This window comes from Rhizobium sp. 57MFTsu3.2 (assembly GCF_012932765.1).
GTDB lineage: Bacteria > Pseudomonadota > Alphaproteobacteria > Rhizobiales > Rhizobiaceae > Rhizobium > Rhizobium altiplani.
On sequence record NZ_JDWI01000004.1, the window covers coordinates 170,766 to 192,506 of the forward strand.

The 21,741-nt window shown below is 60.0% G+C and carries 22 protein-coding genes; 13 read left to right on the forward strand and 9 right to left on the reverse strand.

Annotation, left to right across the window (positions count from 1 at the left end):
* Positions 1 to 92 precede the first annotated feature (92 nt).
* Positions 93 to 764: a hypothetical protein gene (locus tag AF71_RS06695; protein ID WP_169680471.1), complete on the forward strand. Its 672-nt coding sequence runs from the start codon at positions 93 to 95 to the stop codon at positions 762 to 764.
* Position 765: 1 nt separating this feature from the next.
* Here AF71_RS06695 and AF71_RS06700 read toward each other — a convergent pair whose 3' ends face one another.
* The 3 genes from AF71_RS06700 to AF71_RS06710 are packed head-to-tail and all read right to left on the reverse strand — an operon-like array spanning position 766 to position 3,844.
* Positions 766 to 1,560 carry an aldolase/citrate lyase family protein gene (locus AF71_RS06700; RefSeq protein WP_169680472.1) on the reverse strand — a complete coding sequence of 265 codons (795 nt, stop codon included), beginning with the start codon at positions 1,558 to 1,560 and terminating at the stop codon, positions 766 to 768.
* A gap of 19 nt (positions 1,561 to 1,579) precedes the next feature.
* Positions 1,580 to 2,443 (reverse strand): TIM barrel protein, encoded by an 864-nt coding sequence (locus tag AF71_RS06705; protein WP_169680473.1) that lies wholly within the window; start codon positions 2,441 to 2,443, stop codon positions 1,580 to 1,582.
* Positions 2,444 to 2,473: 30 nt separating this feature from the next.
* On the reverse strand, positions 2,474 to 3,844 hold the full coding sequence (locus tag AF71_RS06710; protein ID WP_169680475.1) for an amidase: 1,371 nt from the start codon (positions 3,842 to 3,844) through the stop codon (positions 2,474 to 2,476).
* Between the two features lie 225 nt (positions 3,845 to 4,069).
* Between AF71_RS06710 and AF71_RS06715 the strand changes: the two genes are divergently transcribed.
* The gene (locus AF71_RS06715) at positions 4,070 to 4,378 is read left to right on the forward strand and encodes a hypothetical protein (RefSeq protein ID WP_169680476.1); all 309 of its coding nucleotides are present in this window, start codon (positions 4,070 to 4,072) and stop codon (positions 4,376 to 4,378) included.
* Between the two features lie 70 nt (positions 4,379 to 4,448).
* Positions 4,449 to 4,886, forward strand: a complete 438-nt coding sequence (locus tag AF71_RS06720; RefSeq protein ID WP_169680478.1) for a DUF1810 domain-containing protein — start codon at positions 4,449 to 4,451, stop codon at positions 4,884 to 4,886.
* A 6-nt stretch (positions 4,887 to 4,892) separates the two neighbouring features.
* On the opposite strand, the gene AF71_RS06725 is transcribed toward AF71_RS06720, so the two are convergent.
* Both AF71_RS06725 and AF71_RS06730 read right to left on the reverse strand, forming a co-directional pair.
* A complete protein-coding gene (locus AF71_RS06725) occupies positions 4,893 to 5,081 on the reverse strand; it encodes a hypothetical protein (RefSeq protein ID WP_025661584.1) in 189 nt (62 codons plus the stop codon).
* A gap of 68 nt (positions 5,082 to 5,149) precedes the next feature.
* Positions 5,150 to 5,773: a TetR/AcrR family transcriptional regulator gene (locus tag AF71_RS06730; RefSeq protein WP_169680479.1), complete on the reverse strand. Its 624-nt coding sequence runs from the start codon at positions 5,771 to 5,773 to the stop codon at positions 5,150 to 5,152.
* Positions 5,774 to 5,901: 128 nt separating this feature from the next.
* On the opposite strand from AF71_RS06730, the gene AF71_RS06735 reads away from it, so the two are divergent.
* The gene (locus AF71_RS06735) at positions 5,902 to 6,114 is read left to right on the forward strand and encodes a hypothetical protein (protein WP_062369044.1); all 213 of its coding nucleotides are present in this window, start codon (positions 5,902 to 5,904) and stop codon (positions 6,112 to 6,114) included.
* 76 nt (positions 6,115 to 6,190) lie between these two features.
* Here the strand turns inward: AF71_RS06735 and AF71_RS06740 are convergent, their stop codons facing one another.
* Entirely contained in the window at positions 6,191 to 7,063 is an 873-nt protein-coding gene (locus AF71_RS06740) for a sigma-70 family RNA polymerase sigma factor (RefSeq protein ID WP_169680480.1), read from the reverse strand.
* Positions 7,064 to 7,172: 109 nt separating this feature from the next.
* Between AF71_RS06740 and AF71_RS06745 the strand changes: the two genes are divergently transcribed.
* On the forward strand, positions 7,173 to 7,631 hold the full coding sequence (locus AF71_RS06745) for a carboxymuconolactone decarboxylase family protein (RefSeq protein WP_025661580.1): 459 nt from the start codon (positions 7,173 to 7,175) through the stop codon (positions 7,629 to 7,631).
* 62 nt (positions 7,632 to 7,693) lie between these two features.
* Here AF71_RS06745 and rhaI read toward each other — a convergent pair whose 3' ends face one another.
* Together rhaI and AF71_RS06755 are read right to left on the reverse strand one after the other, a co-directional pair.
* Positions 7,694 to 8,986 (reverse strand): L-rhamnose catabolism isomerase, encoded by a 1,293-nt coding sequence (gene rhaI, locus AF71_RS06750; RefSeq protein ID WP_169680481.1) that lies wholly within the window; start codon positions 8,984 to 8,986, stop codon positions 7,694 to 7,696.
* Between the two features lie 62 nt (positions 8,987 to 9,048).
* A complete protein-coding gene (locus AF71_RS06755) occupies positions 9,049 to 11,145 on the reverse strand; it encodes a bifunctional rhamnulose-1-phosphate aldolase/short-chain dehydrogenase (RefSeq protein ID WP_169680482.1) in 2,097 nt (698 codons plus the stop codon).
* Positions 11,146 to 11,345: 200 nt separating this feature from the next.
* Between AF71_RS06755 and AF71_RS06760 the strand changes: the two genes are divergently transcribed.
* From AF71_RS06760 to AF71_RS06795, 8 genes are all read left to right on the forward strand, one after another.
* The gene (locus AF71_RS06760; protein WP_025661577.1) at positions 11,346 to 12,155 is read left to right on the forward strand and encodes a DeoR/GlpR family DNA-binding transcription regulator; all 810 of its coding nucleotides are present in this window, start codon (positions 11,346 to 11,348) and stop codon (positions 12,153 to 12,155) included.
* A 50-nt stretch (positions 12,156 to 12,205) separates the two neighbouring features.
* Entirely contained in the window at positions 12,206 to 13,201 is a 996-nt protein-coding gene (gene rhaS, locus AF71_RS06765) for a rhamnose ABC transporter substrate-binding protein (protein WP_025661576.1), read from the forward strand.
* 73 nt (positions 13,202 to 13,274) lie between these two features.
* Positions 13,275 to 14,810 carry a sugar ABC transporter ATP-binding protein gene (locus AF71_RS06770; RefSeq protein WP_169680483.1) on the forward strand — a complete coding sequence of 512 codons (1,536 nt, stop codon included), beginning with the start codon at positions 13,275 to 13,277 and terminating at the stop codon, positions 14,808 to 14,810.
* Positions 14,811 to 14,820: 10 nt separating this feature from the next.
* A complete protein-coding gene (locus AF71_RS06775) occupies positions 14,821 to 15,822 on the forward strand; it encodes an ABC transporter permease (RefSeq protein WP_169680485.1) in 1,002 nt (333 codons plus the stop codon).
* Positions 15,819 to 16,832: an ABC transporter permease gene (locus tag AF71_RS06780; protein WP_169680486.1), complete on the forward strand. Its 1,014-nt coding sequence runs from the start codon at positions 15,819 to 15,821 to the stop codon at positions 16,830 to 16,832. The genes AF71_RS06775 and AF71_RS06780 overlap by 4 nt, the downstream gene beginning before the upstream one ends.
* Entirely contained in the window at positions 16,829 to 17,149 is a 321-nt protein-coding gene (gene rhaM, locus AF71_RS06785) for an L-rhamnose mutarotase (RefSeq protein ID WP_112644411.1), read from the forward strand. The genes AF71_RS06780 and rhaM overlap by 4 nt, the downstream gene beginning before the upstream one ends.
* Positions 17,146 to 18,522, forward strand: coding sequence for an FGGY-family carbohydrate kinase (locus tag AF71_RS06790; protein WP_169680488.1), 1,377 nt, complete (start codon positions 17,146 to 17,148; stop codon positions 18,520 to 18,522). The genes rhaM and AF71_RS06790 overlap by 4 nt, the downstream gene beginning before the upstream one ends.
* A gap of 79 nt (positions 18,523 to 18,601) precedes the next feature.
* Entirely contained in the window at positions 18,602 to 19,369 is a 768-nt protein-coding gene (locus AF71_RS06795) for a fumarylacetoacetate hydrolase family protein (protein ID WP_169680489.1), read from the forward strand.
* Between the two features lie 573 nt (positions 19,370 to 19,942).
* Here AF71_RS06795 and AF71_RS06800 read toward each other — a convergent pair.
* Positions 19,943 to 21,643 carry an adenylate/guanylate cyclase domain-containing protein gene (locus AF71_RS06800; RefSeq protein WP_169680491.1) on the reverse strand — a complete coding sequence of 567 codons (1,701 nt, stop codon included), beginning with the start codon at positions 21,641 to 21,643 and terminating at the stop codon, positions 19,943 to 19,945.
* Positions 21,644 to 21,741: the final 98 nt, after the last annotated feature.

The following is a 21,741-nucleotide window of genomic DNA, read 5'->3' on the forward strand; positions in this document are numbered from 1 at the left end:
CACTGCTAAAACGTCCCCCGCGCGCCTCGCTGGCGGTTCGCGGGGAACTTCTTTTGTGCTAGGGGAAGCGCGCAACGCGAGGCACGACAGACATGCTCCCCTGGGTCCAACTGGATTCCGCGCCCATTCCCGGAGAAAGTGGCGAATTGCGCCTCAAACAACGAGGCAGCGAATTTTCGATCATGCTGGGCTCGAACGAGCTGATGAACAGCCGCCTGAGCGGCTCGGAGGAGGCGCTCGCAAGGCTTTCCCGCGAAAAGATCGCCGGGCGTGCGCGCCCGAATATGTTGATCGGTGGTCTCGGAATGGGGTTCACACTGCGCGCCGCCCTCTCGGCCCTGCCGGAGGATGCATCCGTCACGGTTGCAGAACTGGTGCCGGCGGTGGTGCAATGGGCACGCGGTCCAATGTCAGCGGTTTTTCAGGGGTGTCTCGACGATCCGCGCGTCGCCATCCATCATGGCGATGTTGGCGAACTGATCCGGCAAAGCAAGGCGAAATTCGACGCCATCCTGCTTGACGTCGACAATGGGCCGGACGGCCTGACGCGTCGTTCCAACGACAGCCTCTACGATTTCGCTGGCCTGCGTTCCGCACGCGATGCCTTGCGACCCGGAGGTGTTCTTGCCGTCTGGTCATCCGGGCCGGATGCCGGTTTCACCCGTCGGCTTCGTGACTGCGGCTTTGCCGTCGAGGCCGTCAATACGCGCGCCAACGGAAAACGCGGAGGCGCGCGTCATGTCATCTGGCTGGCCGTCAAGTAGTTCAGCTTGCCTGAACGCGTCGCGCGGCGGCAATCGCGCTCGCGGCGCCCGACCGTAGCTGTTGCGTGTCGGCCCCGGCAATGACGAGATCGAAGCCCATCTTCAACAATTCTCCGGCCCGCTCGCCGTTACTGCCGAAGACACAGCCGAATTTGCCGTGAGCACGGCAACGGGCGATGAGGTGCTTGAGAACGCCGTCGACCTCCGCCGTGTCAGGTGCCAGCTTCGTTCCATTTGACAGGGCAATCGAGAGATCGGACGGGCCGACGAAAATACCGTCAATTCCCTCAACACGCATGATTTCATCCGCAGCATCAAGGGCTGCACGCGTCTCGATCATGGCAATGGCCACGGTCTCTTCATTCGCGGTCGCGAGATACTCAGCGGCCGAAAGTCCCGTGTGGTTGATCGCCAGCGTCGGCCCCCAGCTGCGCTCGCCGACCGGCGGATACTTGGTGGCCCTGGCGAAGGCCTCGGCATCAGACACCGAGTTGATCATCGGCGCAATGATGCCCGAGGCTCCCGCATCGAGAAGACGCGAGGCCGATGCGAAGTCACCGACCGGAATTCGGGCGAGCACCGGCTTGCCGGCGAGCCGCCCCTGGCCAATGCCAACGGCTGCCGATCCGATATCCCAGACGCCATGCTGCATATCCAGCACGATGGCATCGAAGGCCTCTTGCGCCAGATGATTGACGAAAAGCGGATCGGGAATGCCGATCCACGCGGAAATCAATCCGCCCCCACCGCTTCTGATCCGCCTTGCGAAGCCGTCGATCGTCGTTGCGCCAGTCATGCCATGCTCCTTTCGCGGTTTAGCCAGCCGCGCGCTGCTTTTCCTGATGGAAGTCCTCGATGAATGCCTTTTCAAGCAGGATACCGTCCCACTCATCGGCAAAGAATGGTGAATCGTAGATCAAGGTATACGGTCCGTCGTAACCTGCCGTCCGGCACGCTTCCAGGCACTTGCGGTAGTCCGCGCTGTCAAGCCCCGCTTCATTGAAATTGGCCTTGGCGTGGCAGAGTTCCGCACGGCGCATGATGTCGGAAAGCCCTGCGTATTTTTCAGGCGCAGCCCAGTTTCCGAGGTCGCCATTCAGGCCGACTTTGCCCTGCAGTGTATCGAGCAGCCAATTGGTTTCCTTCGGCGAAGGCAGAAGGTCGAACCAGTTCTCTGTGACAATGCGAACGCCGCTGTTCTCGGCCTGCTTTCCAAGCCAACCGAGATGGCCCGCGGCCCGCTCAAGGTTTTCTGCGGTCGGCATCTGCTTGCCGGCGATCACCCGCATGTTCCTGGCGCCAAGCGCTTTCGCGACCCCAATCCAGCCGGCAATCCACTGAATGTCGCGTTCCGCGGTCTCTGGATGGCTGGGATCGCCATCTTCGACGAGGAGTGTCTGAAGCAGGATGCCGGCGTCCTGAAGCGCTGAGCGCATCTCCGCGAGATAGGCGGCTTCGATGCTTGGCAGATGGAACGAGCATATCTCAAGCCGCCCGATACCACGTTTGGCAAGTTGCCCGGGAATGTCGGTCAGCGGGGAACTCCCCGGCCCATATGGCTCCTTGCGCGCTGCACTTTTCCCCGGATCGGGGCTGTAGGGATAGACGGCCCCCAGCAGCCGATGCAGCGACCACGTCGAAACTGCAAAACGTCCATTCTCCAAATTGCTTTCAGTCATGTTCTCCTCCCGGGAGCAATGCCTGCGATCTCACGTAAATTCTCCGCGGATAACTGTCTCCGCCGAAAGCGCCGCGCCAAGGAGCGCTTCGTCCCGCTTGCCCACGGCAGAAAGCAGGAAGCCGACCGGCATGTCGGCATCTCCCGTCCCGCAGGGGATCGATACGCCGCACCAATCGAGGAAGTTGCCGAAAAGCGTATTGCGCAAGGTCTTCCCGTTGGTTGCGAAAAACAAATCGTCGTCGGCTTCCAATGGGGCGATCGGCGGCGCCACATGGGCGACCGACGGAAACGCAACGAAGCTGTCGCCGACAAGGCGGTCGACGTCGGCGATCAACCGCTCGCGGGCTTCAAGGATCGCCAGATAGGCCGCAAGCGTGGTCTTCTCGCCCAGTCGAGTGCGCACGACCACGCGGCGATCCATGTCGTCAGCCGCAGGCCCAGCCAATCGCTCGTGGTGAAGCACATAGGCTTCGGCCGTGACCAGGGCACCATATCGAGCCATCAGCGCCAATATCTCGTCAAAAGCCGGGATCTTGATCCGGCTGATCGATGCACCCTCCGCCTCCAGCCAATCGACCGCCGTCTCGAAAGTTGCGACCACGCCAGCTTCAGCGCCATCGAAAACGATATTGTCAGGGATAACGATGTCCAACTCCTTGAGTGGGCGAGCGGCTATTGACGGCGCTGACGCGCCTCGCATTCCCGCGTCGATCCACACCGCGTCCTGAACGGTCCTGCAGAGCGGACCAAGCGAATCCAGGCTCTTTGCCAGCGGGAAGACGCCTGCCATCGGATAGCGACCGCGCGTTGCCTTGTATCCGACGATACCGTTGAGGGCAGCCGGGATGCGCACCGAACCTCCCGTGTCCGTCCCCATCGCCACCGGCACGAGGCCAGCTGCCACCACAACGCCAGCGCCGGACGATGAGCCACCCGGAATGCGCGGAACATCTTTGCTGCGTGGATTGCGCGGCGTGCCGTAGTGTGGATTGAGGCCGAGCCCGGAGAAGGCGAACTCGCTCATGTTCGTGCAGCCAATCGAGACCATGCCCGCCTGTTTCAGCGTTGCCACGACAGCCGCGTCCGCCTGCGCAGCCGGCTCTCTGGCCAGTACTGTCGACCCGGCCGTCGTTGTCCGCCCCTTGATGTCAAACAGGTCCTTCCAGGCGATCGGTATGCCGTCCAGCATTCCGCAAGAGCGACCCTCTCTCATTCGCTTCGATGAGGCCTTCGCCTCTTCCGTTGCGCGATCCTTGAAGATTGCCGTAAAGGCCGCCTGGTCGGCATAGGCCTCGATGCCGTCGATAACAGCTTCCGTCACTTCGATGGGATCGACCGCTGTTGTTTGAATGAGACTGGAAAGTTGTGCGATGGACATCGCGCCAAATGATTTGGTCATGGGGGCATCCGCAATCTGACTGATCATCCGAACTAAGCTGAATTTTGTCGAGGAGCCAAGCCCTCAAAGTTCCAAATCAAACCGATTGGTTCGATTTTATGAACACTGCGTTTGTGTATCCGGTCTTCAATCTCGGCCCAAAAGAACACACATGCGTTTTCGTGCTGTTCGCCGGCGAGAGGACGATCATGTGTCGGTGCACGCATCAGTGTAGGAGTTAACAAAATGACAAACAGCGAGAGTTGGAACGCGGCGCGTGGCGACGTGGTACACCACCACGCGACAGATGACGAGTTGAATGGCATGGGTGAACGCGAATACGCCGAGCATGTTGGTGCACACAAACCTTCAATATCAGAACGCTTCATCGTTCTTGCGGCCTTTGCGCTACTAGGCATTGCCGGACTGACGGTCCATTTCACGGTGCCCATGGCATCGGGCCTCGACACGGCAGCTGTCGGGTCAATCTCGGATTCATTACCCTCGGTCGATTATTGCCGGGAGCACAGCCCATACCCGGACAGGTCCTGCTGAGGACCTGTCGAGTTCCGGGCATGGACAACCCTCCCCCATGATATAGTTATGCGCCAGGGGAGGATCGTCGATGCCCGATGAGATTGATTATGATCTGGATCGCTTCGTTCATGCGCAGAATGGTACCTACGAGCGAGCGCTTTCGGAATTGAGAGCAGGACACAAGCGATCCCACTGGATGTGGTTCATATTTCCCCAGATCGCCGGGCTCGGCTCATCGTCCATGGCAGAGAAATACGCCATCCGCTCGGCGGAAGAGGCCACCGCCTATCTCGCGGACCCCGTCCTCGGTAGCAGACTATTGCGCTGTGTCGATGCCGTCCTTTCGATCGAGGGAAAATCCGCCCACGAGATCTTCGGGTCTCCTGATGATCTCAAGCTGCGGTCGTCCATGACCCTCTTTGCGGCGATCAGCGAGCACGGGTCGGCTTTTCACAAAGTCGTTGATCGGCTCTATCGCGGCGAGTTCGACGACCGCACCATTCAGCTTCTGGATGCCAGTAGCTAGAGCCGTTCAGGGCGCGCGCGAGCGCTCCAGCGTGTCGATCTCGCTTGAAATTTCGCTGAGCTTCTCTCGCAGCTCCTGATCGGTGCCATCATCGATCTCCTCGTCACCGAAGCAATCGCGCGCCTCATAGAGCTCGAGCTTTGCCTCGAGCTCGGCTCGTTTTGCATACAGACGATGGAGATAGAGATAGTCCATGCCTTTGCTTCCCGCATCTTCCGAAACGAGCATAAAGGCATATGGTTCCCGCCGATCGGCGGGTCCCATCACGCAAAGGCGGCGATGGCAGCGTTGCAGGCCTTGGAGAAATGATTGCAACATGTGTCGTTGCCCATGGCTTGCCGCGTAACGCGAGCCCCCTCCAGAAGGAGCGTCAGTGTATCGGCCAGCAGCTTCGGTTCGCGCGCATCGGCTGCTCGACAGAGCGCTTCGAGCCGGTCGCGTTGCTCAGCCTTGTGGCGCTCGATCACGCTATAGGCGGGATGCCCCTCACCTTTCAGCTCAATGGCCGCATTGGCGAGATCACAGCCGACGTGCTCGCCGCAAAGGCTTTGCGTTCGCGCTTCGATCCATGCCCTGAGCTGCGCCTTCGGGTCGCCGGGATGGGTTGCCTCGAGATCGCGCCAGATTGCTTCGGCTCTTTCCGAAGCGCGGCGCAGCGTCTCGCAGACCAGCTCGTCCTTCGAGCCGAAATGCCGGTAGAGCGTCATCTTGTTGGTCAGCGCCGCATCTGCGATCGCATCCACACCGATGCCACGGATGCCGTGCTCGCGAAAAAGCTCGGCGGCGGTGGAGACGATGCGCTCCCGTGGCGGGATTTTCTCGTCAGTGTTTGCGGGAGACAGCAGGCTCAATGATTCTGATTTTTTCGCGGACAAGGTCCTTGACATCCATGTGACCGATCGGTAACAAATGCATTGTTACTTACCGGTAACACCACTCTCTGCCGAAGTCAACGTGGTTGATTTGATCGGAGCGGGGTGGAACACGGGCTACCGCCCACGAAAGGAGGCAAACCATGAGCAAGACCAGAGAAGACCTGACCATTACCGAAGCCCTTCACGACCCCCTAATCGCCATGGTGCTCCGTGCCGACGGCGTGAAACTTGACGATTTCAAGCGTCTGCTTGAGACGGCCGCCAGGAAGCGCGAACAGCGGACCTCTCCAGTGGGCAAGTTTCTGAACGTGATCCCCAACAACAACCCGGCTGCCATGTGCAGCTATTGCTGAAGTTTCGGGCGCTTCCCTGCCCCTGTGAGAGTCGTCGCTGGCCAAGCGACGGCTCTTTTCGTTTGGACTGTTATTTTTAGAGCAAGTCGTATTTCAAGCTGGCGAGATAGTCGGGGTTGGCGACGGCATCGATCCCGGCGATCTTCTCCCCGTCGAAGGTCAGAAGCAGGACGACGCGCAGGTGTCCCCCCACGACCACCACCAGCCCGAACTCTCCATCGATCATCGCCGGCTGCGCCGCCTGAGCCCGACCCCTGAACGTCTCTGCCACCGCATCTGCGCCGCGAAGCTCGCGAACCGAAGGGTTGTACCGCATCGCCGCAGTGTCCGGGGTGAACACCACCTGCGGATCGAGGATTGACAGCAACGCCCTGATGTCACCGAGGCGCGAAGCCGCAAGGAATGCGTGGACGATCTGCTTCTTGCGCGCTGCGTCCGCCTCCGGCACATCGGTCCTGCCTTGAACCCGACGGCGAGCACGGCTTGCCAGTTGTCGCGTTGCCGCCGAAGAGCGATGAATGATCGGCGCAATGTCGTCGAAGGGGAGATCGAACATATCGTGCAGCACGAAGGCAACGCGCTCGGCCGGCGCCAATGTCTCGAGGATAACGAGTAGCGCCATGCCGACGGAGTCGGCAAAAGCCACTTCCCGCTCCGGATCAACGGTCTTGGACGTGTCGGCCAGGCGTTCATGGACGGGTAGATCGAACGGCTCTTCCCGGCGTGTCTTTCTCGACCGCAGCATGTCGAGGCAGATGCGCGCCACAACCGTCGTGAGCCAGCCGCCGATATTGTCGATCGCGTCAGCATCAGAGCGACCGAGGCGCAGCCAGGCCTCCTGAACAGCGTCGTCGGCCTCGGCGCGGGAGCCCAGCATGCGATAGGCGACGGCGCCCAGATGCGCCCGATTCGCCTCAAATTCTCCCGCCAACCAATTTTTCTCATCCATTGTCACATTCCTCCACTGTGTTCCGTCAACTCCATGACGAACAAAAGCCGGCCGATGTGACAGCACGTCCGGCGGCGTCAGTTTGGAAAACACACCATGGAGAAACGTGATGCAAGCAAGAATGGGAAATCCGGCGATCGTCATTCCCGACGCAATGCAGGCGCTGCATGCCCTCGGGACGATACCCGCCAAAACAGGTCTGTCGCCAATCCTTTTGGAACTCGTCAATCTACGCGCCAGCCAGATCAATGGTTGCAGCGTCTGCATCGACGGACATCCACGGATCGCCAAGAAGGCTGGCGAGACGGACGAGCGCCTGTTTGCCGTCAGCGCCTGGCGTGACACGCCCTATTTCACGCCGGCCGAACGCGCAGCCCTTGCGCTGACGGAGGCGGTCACCCGCGTCAGCGATCGCGCCGACCCAGTGCCTGACGACATCTGGGATGAAGCCACGCGGCATTTCGACGGCAAGAGCCTGGCAGCCCTCGTCATCGCCATCGCCAACATCAACGTCTGGAACCGGCTGAACATCGCCACCCGTCAGATTGCCGGTGAATGGAGGCCATAAACGGAATCGGGCCGCTGTCTCGTCGACAGCGGCCCGATAGAACGGCCTTGGGAGGCTAAGGGTCAGATGATGCCGCCGCCGCCGGCAATCGACACCGGGCGTTCGGCGGCAATCTTCCTGCGGTAGCCGCTCGCGCGGTAAGTCGCCACAGGATCGATCGCACCGCCAGAACGGCGACGCGCTTCTGCAAGGATCGGCTCGACGTCCGTGCGGTAGCCGCGCTTCAGCGTTTCGGTCGCCATCAGCGCGTCGTTTTCATCCTGGTAGCCAGCCAACGCCTTGCGATCGACGATTAGCGCCTGCGCGTAGGCACGGCGGATTTCGTTGGCGCTGTTGATCAGGCTTTCGATCGGATCGGTCACGTTGTGCGATTGGTCGATCATGTGGGCCGGATTGAAGTCGTTGACACCGCGCTGCTCTGCCTCGACCAGCTCGTTGAATACGAGGAAGAGGCGATAGGGCTCGATCGCACCGGCATCGAGGTCGTCGTCACCATACTTCGAGTCATTGAAGTGGAAGCCGCCGAGTTTGCCGAACTGAATCAGGCGAGCCACAATCATTTCGATGTTGGTGTTCGGTGCATGGTGCCCAAGGTCGACCAGGCACTGCGCCTTCGGGCCGAGCGTCTGGGCGATGAGGTAGTTGGTGCCCCAGTCCTGCACGACTGTGGAATAGAAGGCCGGCTCATACATCTTGTGCTCGGAAAAGAGCTTCCAATCGTCAGGCAGAGCCTTGTAGATATCGGCCATCGAAGCGAGATAGCGTTCGAATGCTTTGGTGAAATTGCTCTGGCCGGGGAAGTTCGAGCCGTCGCCAACCCAGACCGTCAATGCTTTCGAGCCGATCGACTTGCCGATCTCGATACATTCAATGTTGTGCTCAACCGCCTGCGCACGTGTTGCAGCGTCGGTGTGGCTGAGCGAACCGAATTTGTAGGAATGCTTCTGGCCCGGCGCGTCGGAGAAGGTGTTCGAATTCATCGCGTCGAAACCGAGGCCGAGCTGATCGCCCTTTGCCTTCAGTTCCTTGGCATCTGTCTTGTCCCACGGAATATGCAGGGAGACGTTCGGCGTGGCGCGCGTCAGCTCGTTGATGACGGAGCAGTCGTCGAGCTTGTCGAAGATGCCGCGCGGTTCGCCGGTGCCGGGGAATCGGGCAAAGCGGGTGCCGCCGGTGCCAACGCCCCAGGACGGAACAGCGACGAAGAACTCGGATACCCGGCGCGTGATGTTTTCAATGTCGATGCCGCGGCGCGACAGATTGGCGCCGAGCGCTTCATAGTCGGATTTGAGCGCTGCTGCGCGCTTGTCGTTTTCCTGCGCAATCAGGTCCTGCGCGATTCTTGACTCGGCCATGGGTTCCTCCCCGGACATGTGGATGAAAGGCGGCGGGCATTTGCCCGCCGCAGCAGTTGGACTTAGCGCGGGAAGCTCTGGGCGTTGCCGGCATCCACGTTGATGATGTTGCCGGTTGATTTCGCCGAGAGATCCGACGCCAGGAAGTAGATTGCTTCGGCGATGTCCTCGGGGAAGACATTGAGCTTCAGCATGGAACGCTTGCGGTAATGCTCCTCGAGCTCGTTGATCTCGATCTTGGACGATGCCGCCCGCTGTTCACGCCACTCTCCGCTCCAGATCTTCGAACCACGCAGCACGGCGTCCGGATTGACGGTGTTGACGCGAATACCGGCTTCTGCGCCTTCGAGCGCCAGGCAACGGGCAAGATGGATCTCGGCAGCCTTGGCCGTGCAATAGGCAGCAGCATTCGGCGACGATGCCAGACCGTTCTTGGAGGCGACGAACACGACGTTGCCACCGAGATCCTGCTTGCGGAACAGGCGGAACGCCTCGCGCGACACGAGGAAGTAGCCGGTCGCCAGGATGTCGATGTTCTTGTTCCACATCGAAAGCTCAGTACTTTCGATCGGGGCGGACGAAGCAATACCAGCATTCGATACAAGGATATCGACGCCACCGAACTCAACACAGGCTTCCGCGAAGGACGAGATCACGCCGTCCTCCTTGGTTACATCAAGTTTGACGCCGCGCACGGCGTCGGCGCCGAATTGCTTAGCGAAATCGGCCTTCGTGTTGTCGAGCGCTTCCTGGTCGATATCGGCCAGGACCACGCAGGCCCCCTCGCCGATCAGGCGGGCAGCGGTCGCACGGCCGATGCCGCCGGCACCGCCGGTGACGAAGGCGACCTTGCCTGCAAGGCTCTTCGGCTTCGGCATGCGCTGAAGCTTGGCTTCTTCGAGCAGCCAGTACTCGATATCGAAGGCTTCCTGCTCCGGCAGGCCCTGATATTCGGAAACGGTCGAGGCACCGCGCATGACATTGATGGCGTTGACGTAGAATTCGCTGGCGATGCGGGCTGTCGCCTTGTCGCGGGCGAACGACAGCATGCCGACGCCGGGAACGAGGAAGATGACCGGGTTCGCATCGCGCATGGCGGGCGAATTGTCATGCTTGCAGTCGTTGTAATAGCGCGCGTAGTCGGCGCGGTAGTCTTCGAGCGCCTTGTCGAGACCGGCAATGATCGCGTCCACGTCAGGCTTTGCCGGATCGAAGGTGACGATCAGCGGGCGGATCTTGGTGCGCAGGAAATGATCCGGGCAGCTGGTGCCGAGCGCGCCAAGCGGCTGCAGATTCTTCGAATTGACGAATTCGAGAACGGCATCCTGATCGTCGAAATGGCCGAGCTTGCGTTCCGCCTTGCCGATGCGACCGCGGATTTCAGGCATCAGGCGGGCCGCAATGGCGCGGCGCTGCTCGACCGGCAGGCTCTGGGTGGCAGCACCGCCGAAGATCGTCTTGCCTTCGGTCTTTTCCGCGAACCAGACGATCGCCTTGTTGATGATGTCGAGCGTCAGCTCGTAGCAGGCCTTTGCATCGTTTGCCCAGGTGAAGAGACCGTGGCTTTCGAGCACGACGCCCTTGGCATTCGGGTTCGCCTTGACGAAGGCTTCGAGGTCGAGGCCGAGCTGGAAGCCCGGGCGGCGCCACGGCAGCCAACCGATTTCGTCGCCGAAGATCTGCTTCGTCAATTCCTTGGAGTTCCTGGAGGCAGCGATTGCGATGATCGCGTCCGGATGCATGTGGTCGACATGGGTGAAGGGCACGAAACCGTGCAGCGGCGTGTCGATCGAGGCGGCGCGGCTGTTGAGGTTATAGGTGCAGTGCGGGAGGAAACCGACCATGCGGTCTTCGTCTTCGACGCCTTTATAGATGCCCTTCAGGGAAACGAGCTTGTCCTGATAAAGAGTGGCGAAGCCGTCAAGCTTGATGGTCCCGACGTCGCCGCCCGAACCCTTGACCCAGAGAACCTCGACCTTCTCGCCGGTCAGCGGATCGGTTTCCATGACCTTGGCAGAGGTGTTCCCGCCGCCATAGTTGGTGATGCGCTTGTCGGCACCCAGCAAATTCGAGCGATAGAGCAGCTTTCCAGGCTCATCGAGGCCTGCCGCGTATGAATCGTCCCAACGGTTATCAAGAAGCCGGACGGTTGCCGCCATGTCATCCTCCCATGTGAAATTTCTTGGACGCGCGAACGAACTCGACGCTCCTTTGCGGTCACGGTATCGCTCATCAAAACGGACATTGTCAATCGAAAACGATCAAAATCGATTATGTTGCAGCGCAGTATGAAATTTTATGATCGTTTTTGATTGACACATTCTCACAACTGCGAAATAAGCAAGCTAGGAGGAACCCCATGCACGAACGCGAACGCCATCGCATCATATTGAGCGCCGTTCAGGAAAAGTCGGTCGTTACGATTCAGGATATTTCCGAATTGACCGAGGCTTCCGAGGCGACGATCCGGCGTGACATCGCGGCTCTGCATGTGCAGGGAAAGATCCGGCGAGTACGCGGTGGCGCAGAGGCTGTGCACCCGCCGCAACTCGGCAATCTGGCCGGGCGGCCCTTCAGGGTTTCGGAATCAGTCAACATCGATAAAAAGCGCTCAATAGCGCGCGCTGCCGTTGATCTCTGCGATCAGGGCGATGCGATCATCATCAATGGTGGGACCACCACGTTTCAGATGGTGCACTTCATGGCCGCCCATCGCATGCAGGTGATGACCAACTCGTTTGCGATTGCCGAGCATCTGGTCAAACACTCGAAGAACACGGTAACGGTCCCCGGCGGTGTGATCTACCGCGAGCAGAGCCTGATCCTGTCGCCATTCGACAATGATGCGATCCGCAATTTCTACGCTCGCCGCTTCTTCATCGGCGCGCAGGGCGTCGGTCCGCTCGGCATCATGGAATCCGACGCGCAGATCATTCAAAGCGAACAGAAGCTGATGCACCAGGCCGACGAACTCGTTGTCATGGTCGATTCCAGCAAATTTCACCGCCGGTCGAGCCTCATTCTGTGCCCGCTCGACCGTGTTTCGACGATCATTACGGACGACGGTGTTCCCGAGGACTCCGTCCGGATGATCGAGGATGCGGGCATCAAGCTCGTCATTGCGAGCACGATCTCGCAAATGAAGGAGGATTCCTCGTCGGTTGCCTGAGGGGCCCCGTCAGGATGTAGTTAAGTCTTATCAACGTGGGAGGATAAAGCATGAAATTCGCAAAATCACTCGCCGTCGGCGTCGCCTTTGCGGTGGCCCTGATGGCAGGCGCCGCAAGCGCCAAGGACGTCAAGATCGGCCTGGTCGTGAAGTCTCTCGGCAACGGCTTCTTCGAAGCCGCCAACAAGGGCGCGCAGGAAGCGGCAAAGGAACTCGGCGGCGTGGAAGTCATCTACACCGGCCCGACCTCGACGACGGCAGAGGGCCAGATCGAAGTCATCAACTCTTTGATCGCCCAGGGCGTTGATGCCATCGCCATCTCCGCCAATGACCCGGACGCTGTCGTACCGGCCCTGAAGAAGGCCAAGCAGCGCGGCATCAAGGTCATCTCCTGGGATTCCGGCGTCAACAAGGACGGCCGCATCCTGCAGCTGAACCCGTCGTCCAACGAGCTGATCGGCAAGATGTGCCTGACGCTCGCCAAGGACCACCTGGAAGGCGGCAAGGGTGACTTCGCAATCCTGTCGGCAACGACCACCTCGACCAACCAGAACATCTGGATCGACCAGATGAAGAAGCAGCTCAAGGACTTCCCGGGCCTCAACCTCGTCACGACAGTCTACGGCGACGATCTGTCTGACAAGTCCTATCGCGAAGCCGAAGGCCTGCTGAAGTCGAACCCGAACGTCAAGGTCATCGTCGCTCCGACGACGGTCGGCGTTCTGGCCGCTTCCAAGGTTGTCGAAGACAAGGGTCTTGTCGGCAAGGTCTACGTGACCGGCCTCGGCCTGCCGTCTGAAATGGCTGGCGCGATCAAGTCTGGTGCAACGAAGGAATTCGCCATCTGGAACCCGATCGACCTCGGTTACTCTGCCACGCAGATCGCCTACCACCTCGTAAAGGGTGACGCGACCGGCAAGCCGGGCACCGAAATCGAAGCTGGCCGCATGGGCAAGATCAAGATCGACGACAAGGGCGAAGCCGCCATGTCCGATCCGTTCGTGTACAACGCTTCGAACATCGACCAGTTCTCGAAGGTTTTCTAAGCCTCGCTCATCCAAGCAAAAACCCGGCGGTTCGCGCCGCCGGGACTTTTCATTTGAACACTGGTAAACGCTGATGAACACTGCCCTTCAACAATCCGTCGCGGGTTTCAAGACGGACGAGGCGCCCGCGATCCTCGAAATGCGCGGCATTTCACAGATCTTCCCCGGCGTGAAGGCGCTCGATAACGTCAGCATCGCCCTCTACCCCGGCAAGGTTACCGCCCTGATCGGTGAGAACGGCGCCGGCAAATCCACACTCGTCAAGATCCTGACCGGCATCTACCGGCCGAACGAAGGCGAGATCATCGTCGACGGCAAGCCGACCACCTTCGCCAATGCGCAGGCCGCCATCGACGTCGGCGTCACCGCCATTCACCAGGAAACCGTGCTCTTCGACGAGTTGACTGTTGCTGAAAACATCTTCCTCGGCCACGCGCCGCGCACGAAGTTCCGCACGATCGACTGGAAACTGATGAACAGTCGGTCGAAGGAATTGCTCCATTCGCTTGAAAGCAACATCGATCCGACGATCCGTCTCAAGGATCTCTCGATTGCTCAGCGTCACCTTGTCGCAATTGCTCGCGCACTTTCCATCGAAGCGCGCATCGTCATCATGGACGAACCTACCGCAGCACTGTCGCGCAAGGAAATCGATGACCTCTTCCGCATTGTCGAGGGCCTGAAGGCACAGGGCAAGGCGATCCTTTTCATCAGCCACAAGTTCGACGAGCTCTATGAGATCGCCGACAATTACGTCGTTTTCCGCGACGGTCGCGCTGTTGGCCACGGCCAACTCAAGCAGACGCCGCAGGACGATATCGTCCGTCTCATGGTCGGTCGCGATGTCGAAAATGCATTTCCCAAGGTTGACGTGGCCATCGGCGGTCCGGTGCTCGAGGTCGAGAAATACTGTCACCAGACAGAGTTTCGCGACATTTCGTTCACGCTTCGAAAGGGCGAGATCCTTGGTATCTACGGCCTGATCGGCGCCGGTCGCTCCGAGCTCTGCCAGTCGCTGTTCGGTATCACCAAACCCGCATCCGGCACGCTGAAGCTTGGGGGCCAGGCGCTGACAATCCACTCGCCACTCGATGCGATCCGCGCCGGCATCGTCTACGTGCCGGAAGAACGCGGCCGCCACGGCCTGGCACTGCCGATGCCGATTTACCAGAACATGACGCTGCCGTCGCTCGGGCGCACATCGCGCAAGGGTTTCCTGAAGGCGGCCAATGAATTTGCCTTGGCACGCAAATATGCCGAGCGCCTGGACCTGCGCGCTGCAGCGCTTTCGGTTCCGGTCGGAACACTGTCGGGTGGCAACCAACAGAAGGTGGTCATCGGCAAGTGGCTGGCAACATTGCCGAAGGTGATCATCCTCGACGAGCCGACGAAGGGCATCGACATCGGTTCGAAGGCGGCCGTGCACGGTTTCATCAGCGAGCTTGCCGCCGAGGGACTGTCGATCATTATGATCTCGTCAGAACTGCCGGAAATCATTGGAATGTCCGATCGGGTCCTCGTCATGAAGGAAGGCCTCATGGCCGGCCTCTTCGAGCGCAAGGATCTGACGCCGGAAACGCTGGTTCGCGCCGCGACCGGTAATGCTTGAGGTAATCGGAATGTCGAGACTCCTGAAAAAACGCGAAACCCTGCTCTTCATCATTATCGCGATCATGGTTGCGACCTTCTCGACGCGAGCCCAGGATTTCGCGACACCCGGCAACCTTGCTGCCATCTTCAACGACACGTCGATCCTGATCATCCTTGCGCTCGCTCAGATGACCGTCATCCTGACGAAGTCGATCGACCTGTCGGTTGCTGCAAACCTTGCCTTCACCGGCATGGCCATTGCGATGATGAACGCCGCCTATCCCGACCTGCCGCTGATCGCCTTGATCCTCGCCGCGATCCTGATCGGCGCCTTTCTCGGTGCGATCAACGGCTTCCTTGTCTGGGCGCTGGAAGTTCCGCCAATCGTTGTCACGCTTGGCACACTCACCATCTATCGCGGCATGGCTTTCGTCCTGTCAGGCGGCGAATGGGTCAACGCGCACCAGATGACGCCGACCTTTCTCAACGTGCCGCGCACCGTCGTCCTCGGCATGCCGATCCTGAGCTGGGCCGCGATCATCATCGTCGCGCTGATCTACATGCTGTTGAAACACACCCAGTTTGGCCGCTCCACCTATGCTGCCGGCGGCAATCCGACGGCTGCGGTCTACGCCGGCATCGATGTCGGCTGGACGAAGTTCCTTGCCTTTGTTCTGTCGGGAGCGCTCGCCGGGCTTGCCAGCTATCTCTGGGTCTCGCGTTATGCGGTCGCCTATGTCGATATCGCCAACGGCTTCGAACTCGACAGCGTTGCAGCCTGTGTTATCGGCGGCATCTCGATTGCCGGTGGCGTCGGCTCGGTGATCGGTACCGTGCTTGGCGCCCTGTTCCTCGGTGTCATCAAGAATGCCCTTCCCGTCATCGGCATCTCGCCGTTCACGCAGATGGCGATTTCCGGCACCGTCATCATCCTTGCCGTCGTCTTCAATGCAAGGCGCGAGCGCAATCGAGGCCGCATCATCCTGCGTGACAAGGCCGCAGCAGAGACACCAGCAGAGGTGGCAGCATGAGCACCGTCGTTTCCACCCCGCGCGAAAAGCGCGTCATCCCGGACCGCCTGGGCACGCCGTTCAAGCGCATCATGTCGAGCTGGGAAGTCCTCCTCTTCGGCGTTGCTGTCTTGATCTTCATCTTCAACTCGCTGGCATCCCCCTACTTCCTGGACGCCTGGAACCTTTCGGACGCGACCTTCAATTTCACCGAAAAGGCAATGATCGCATTTGCCATGGCGCTGCTCGTCATTGCCGGCGAGATCGACCTGTCGGTTGCCGCCATTATCGCCCTTGCTTCGACCGCCATGGGAGCGGCAGCGCAAGTCGGTGTCGGGGCACCCGGCCTCGTTCTCATCGGCATCGGCGTTGGCCTGCTCTGCGGCATGTTCAATGGGTTTCTCGTTTCCGTCATGAAGCTGCCGTCGATCGTCGTGACGATCGGCACGATGAGCCTGTTTCGCGGCATCTCCTACATCGTCCTGGGCGATCAGGCCTATGGAGGCTATCCGGACGATTTCGCCTTCTTCGGCCAGGGCTATGTCGTCTGGGTCTTCTCCTTCGAGTTCGTGCTCTTCATTGTGCTCGCAATCGCCTTTGCGATCCTGCTGCATGCCACGAATTTCGGCCGTCAGGTCTATACGATCGGCAATAACGACTTCGCCGCCCGGTTCTCCGGCATCCCGGTCGAGCGCGTGAAATTCATCCTGTTCATATTGACGGGCGTGATGAGCGGCGTCGCCTCCGTCTGCCTGACCTCACGCCTCGGCTCCACCCGCCCCTCGATCGCTCAGGGCTGGGAGCTCGAAGTCGTTACCATGGTCGTGCTCGGCGGCGTCTCGATCCTCGGCGGCTCCGGCAAGATTGGCGGCGTCGTCATTGCCGCCTTCGTCATGGGCCTTGTCACCTTCGGCCTCGGCCTCTTGAACGTGCCCGGCATCGTCATGTCGATCTTCATCGGCTTGCTGCTGATCATCACCATCGCGATCCCGATCGTCGCCCGCCGTCTCAAAGCCATGAGTTCCAAATGAAGATGGAAAAGCACGCCTTCAAGATGACGCTGAACCCCGGCATGGAAGCCGAGTACAGGAAGCGGCATGACGAAATCTGGCCGGAGCTGGTCGACCTGCTGCACCAGTCCGGCGCCAGCGACTACTCGATCCATCTCGACCGCGAGACGAACACCCTGTTTGGCGTTTTGACCCGTCCCGTCGATCATGCGATGGCAAGCCTGCCAGACCACCCTGTCATGAAGAAGTGGTGGGCTCACATGGCCGACATCATGGCAACCAACCCGGATAATTCTCCCGTCCAGAGCGACCTCGTTACCGTCTTCCATATGCCATGACGCCGAATTACAGCCGCATCGCCGTTCTCGACATCGGCAAGACCAATGCCAAGGTCGTGGTCCTGGACAGCGCGACCGGCGACGAAATCGCCGTGGCGAGAACTCCGAACACGGTTCTCAAGGGTGGACTTTATCCGCACTACGATATCGATACGCTGTGGTCCTTCACGTTGGATGCCCTTCGCTCCTTCGCCAGGGAGCCGGGTTTCGACGCCATCTCGATCACGACCCATGGAGCCTCGGCTGCGCTTCTCGACAGGACGGGCAATTTGGCCATGCCGGTGCTCGACTACGAGCACGAATATCCCGAAGACATCAGCGACGCATATGCGCGACTGCGCCCACCCTTCGAAGAAACCTTTTCGCCGCACCAAACGATGGGCCTGAACATCGGCGCGCAGCTGCATTACCAGAAGACCGCCTTCCCTGATGATTTTGCCAAGGTGGCAACGATCCTCACCTACCCGCAATACTGGACAGCACGGCTGACCGGTGTCGTGTCGAACGAGGTGACCTCACTCGGCTGCCACACCGACCTCTGGAACCCGCGCGACGGCCGCTATTCCTCGCTGGTCGACACTCTCGGCATCCGTGACCTGATGGCGCCGATCCGTTCGGCCTTCGATCCGCTCGGACCGGTCCTGCCTGATATTGCCGACGCGATCGGCCTCACCCGCAAAATCCCGGTCTATTGTGGCATTCACGATTCCAACGCGTCGCTTCTGCCACATCTGCTTGACCGCCCGGCGCCCTTCGCAGTTGTCTCGACGGGCACATGGGTGATCAATTTCGGGGTCGGCGGCGATCTCGATCATCTCGATCCCAAGCGCGACACACTCGCCAATGTCGATGCCTATGGCCGCGCCGTTCCCTCTTCCCGCTTCATGGGCGGACGCGAATATGAAACGATCTCAGGCGAAATCGGACAGGTTGACAAGGAAAAGGTCGCCTCGGCGGTCGAGCAGGCGATAACAAAGCGCCTGATGCTGCTTGCGAATGTTGCACCAGGCTCCGGCCCATTCCCCGGCAAAAGCGCGCGTTGGGTCAACGCGCAAGGCGTGACACCCGAAGAACGCTACGCCGCGCTCTGCCTCTATCTCGCCATGATGAACCAGGCCTGCCTCGATCTGATCGGCGCGCGGGGCCCGGTCATCGTGGAAGGACCATTTGCGCTCAACGATACGTATCTGACGCTGCTTGCGGCTCTAACCAACCGCGAAGTCATCGCCGTCCCCGGCTCGACCGGCACAAGCCAGGGCGCCGCTCTGCTGACCGGCATCAAGCCACCTGCCGGCGCCGAGCGCCATGTCACGCGAAGCCCTGTCTCCGGTCTCGACGCCTACCGTCGAGCTTGGCATGCAGCGATGGCATAGCAGTCTTTCCATAGAGACCCCTCGCTCCATCTTAGCGTTAGCTATAGGCTCGCGACTCAAAGCAAAAGGAGGAGACCTCATGGCAGATTCGGCCGCCGCACCCTTTGATCCGCGCGCGCTTGCAGCAAAACTACACGGTCTGCGCCGTTCACGAATCCAGGCACCGACCGCGGGGTTTTGCCTGCCTGCCGATCTCCGGCACGCGATGGACGCGCAGAATTTTCTCGCCGCCGATGAGGCGATCGAAAGCAACGCCTGGAAGGTGACCGTCTCGCCGGATGGGCAGGCCGTAACCGCGCCACTGCACCCTTATGTGCAGGCTGACTCAGGGGCGCAAATTCCGTGGCAGAGGGGCACCAAATTCGAGGCAGAGATCGCAGTTCGCCTCGGCCGTGACCTGCCGATCCGCCGGGAGGGCAGCTACAGCCGAGCCGACATCGTCGACGCGATCGACGCCGTTCATCTCGGCGCCGAACTTCTGGCCAGCGCCGTTGAGGAGAGCGGCAAGATCTCGTTCCTTCTGTTTCTGGCCGATCGACTGGGAAACAGCGGCTATGTGCTCGGTCCGCGCGTGCCAAAGTCGGCGGTCGACACGGCAAGCGGAACGCCACTTAAGGTGACGTTCAACGGCAAGCCACTCTGTGACGCGCCCGCCCAGCATCCCAAGGGGGATGTCCTGACGTGGCTCCTGGACTACGCAAATGATGGGATGCGGCCAAACACATCGCTCAAGGCTGGCGCGCTCATCACGACGGGCACGCTCTGTGGCGCGATCGAACTTCTCACGCCAGGCGAAATCGAAATTGCCTTTGGTGGGTCTACCTATTTGCGCCTGGCCCTCGTCTAACTGCGTTCAAAGTGATCTCAGGCTGATGTTGCCACACCAAATCAATGGCTTGAGAACGCGATGCTATCGGATACAACATTTGAAAACGGGACGTGGTCAGTCGTAGATCACCAGCTTGGCAGGCCAATCGGTGACCGGGATGGATCAGCCGGGAGAACGAGGCTGGAGGCTCAGGCTTTGGCTGATTTTCGCAATGGAATATCGGCCTCTCCCCCCAAAGGAGCAGAATTCCTCGCGGCTTCAGAAGATACGCAACGCTTGGGCACTCACTGGAAAGCGGCAGACGCGATAAGCGGTCAGCGTACTCTTGGCGATCGCAGATGTTCGAGGAACGGTCAATCATTCGCGGGCCTGTATCATGGTCAAGCGCGTTCGGTGCGGTCACAAGGCGATCTCCCAACGCACAAGGATGAGGCCGACGGCGCGGTGGTCGCTCTTTATCGACGGCTATGTCCATCGCTCTCCCGCTTGGACCAATACAACTTAGCAAACCAACGCGAAGGCATCGGCGGGCAGCCCAGCCAAGCGTCCATTGCGGGCGGACCTGGGAGAGAGGAGACGCATCTTTACCAGTCACTTAGGAAGATCGGCCATGGCATAGCCTTCAATGAAGTGCTGACGGTCGTTATCGTCAACAAAGGGCTGCGTTCTTCCCCAGTGCGCGGCCGAAAAATTGGGGAACTCTGAGAGGAAGTCACACGCCGTCGCTCGGGCCTCGTCGATGAGCCCGAGCCGGGCGAGTGCTGCAGCCAGATTGCGTTTCGAGCCTGGACCACCCGCTTGCGGCTGGCGAAGTGTAGCGACAGCTTCTTGATACCGACGAGCCGCATACTGAGCCCAGCCCAGAAACGAGTAATAGTCGCCCGGAGGGGATGGGTTGAGCCGGAAAGCGTTCTCGGCGGATTCTACTGCTTCAGTCGCACGTCCTTGAAAAACCCTGAGATCTGCAAGCAGCGACCAGCCCTCTGCGTGGTTGGGATTGAGCCGAAGCCCGTGCTCAAACTGAGCGATGCCAGCTTCGAATTCTCCCTCATAAGCTCGCAGATAACCCAGAACAATATGAGCGTCCGCGTTCTCTGAATCGATCTCGACAGCCCTTTCAGCTGCCACTCGCGCAAAGGCGCGGTGCTCCACCGTCTCGCTTTCATAGTATAGCGCGTCGAAATGATGGCTCATCGCTAGCCAAGCATGCGCCCCGGCAAATTCAGGGTCGATCTCGATGGCCCTGGTCAGAAGCGGGCGAGCCAGCCTGGTCTCTCGGAGAGATTGGGTAGCGAGCGCCCGACCGCGAACAAACAGGTCGTATGCCTGCAGGTTCGTGGTTCTGTGACTTGGAGCAGGTCTTGCAGCAGGCAACGTGCCCGCGAGTGCCGTTACGACCTTACTTACGACCTCGTCCTGCAGCGCGAATATGTCAGCGAGATCACGATCAAACCGTTCGGCCCACAAGCAGTTGCCATGCGTTGCGTCGATGAGTTGCGTATTAATCCGGGTGCGCGTCTGCGCACGCCGGACGCTGCCTTCGACGAGATACCGCACGCCGAGCTGCGCGGCGATCCGGCGTACATCAATGGATCTGTCCTTGTAAGCAAGACTAGAATGTGCGGCGATAACAAGGAGGCCCTTCACCTTTGAGAGATCAGTGATTAGGTCCTCGGCGAGACCTTCTGCAAAATACTCCTGTTCTCGGTCATCGCTGGACGTGGCAAATGGCAACACAGCGATGGAGGCGAGTTGAGGGAGCTCGAGAGGAGTTGCTGAATCAACCTGCGGCTTCTCATCCCAACAGACCTTGTAAACGCGAATTGGTCGAGCGATGTTTTTCAGCGTGCAATCGCCTTGATCATCAAAGCGCAGGGGCAGCTTGCGATCTACGTGATCGTAGACGCTGTGACTGATGAGTACGCTGCCGGGTTCGGTCATGCTTTCCAACCGCGCCGCCACATTGACGCAGTCTCCGAACAGGTCTTCTTGGTCAGAAAGGACGTCGCCGAGATTGATGCCTATGCGGAATGCGAGCCGTCGGTCTAAAGCAACCCCCTCGTTTCGTTCCGCAATTGCGCGCTGCAGGTCAACGGCACAGCGGACGGCTTCGATGGCACTGGCAAATTCGACAAACAGTCCGTCCCCTGCTGTTTTGAAAATGCGTCCCCTGTGGCTTCCCACCGCGGGCCGGATGATATCTCGCAAGAGCTTTTGGAGCCGTGCGTGAGTATCTTCCTCATCACGTTCCATCAAACGACTATAGCCTGCGACATCCGCCGCAAGTATCACTGCCAGTCTCCTCTCGGGTCCGGCAGAAACCAAGGTTGGTTCGCTATCGCCTGGCATCCATAGACGTTACGCCGCAGGGAGCGGGCTTTCAATTAGGT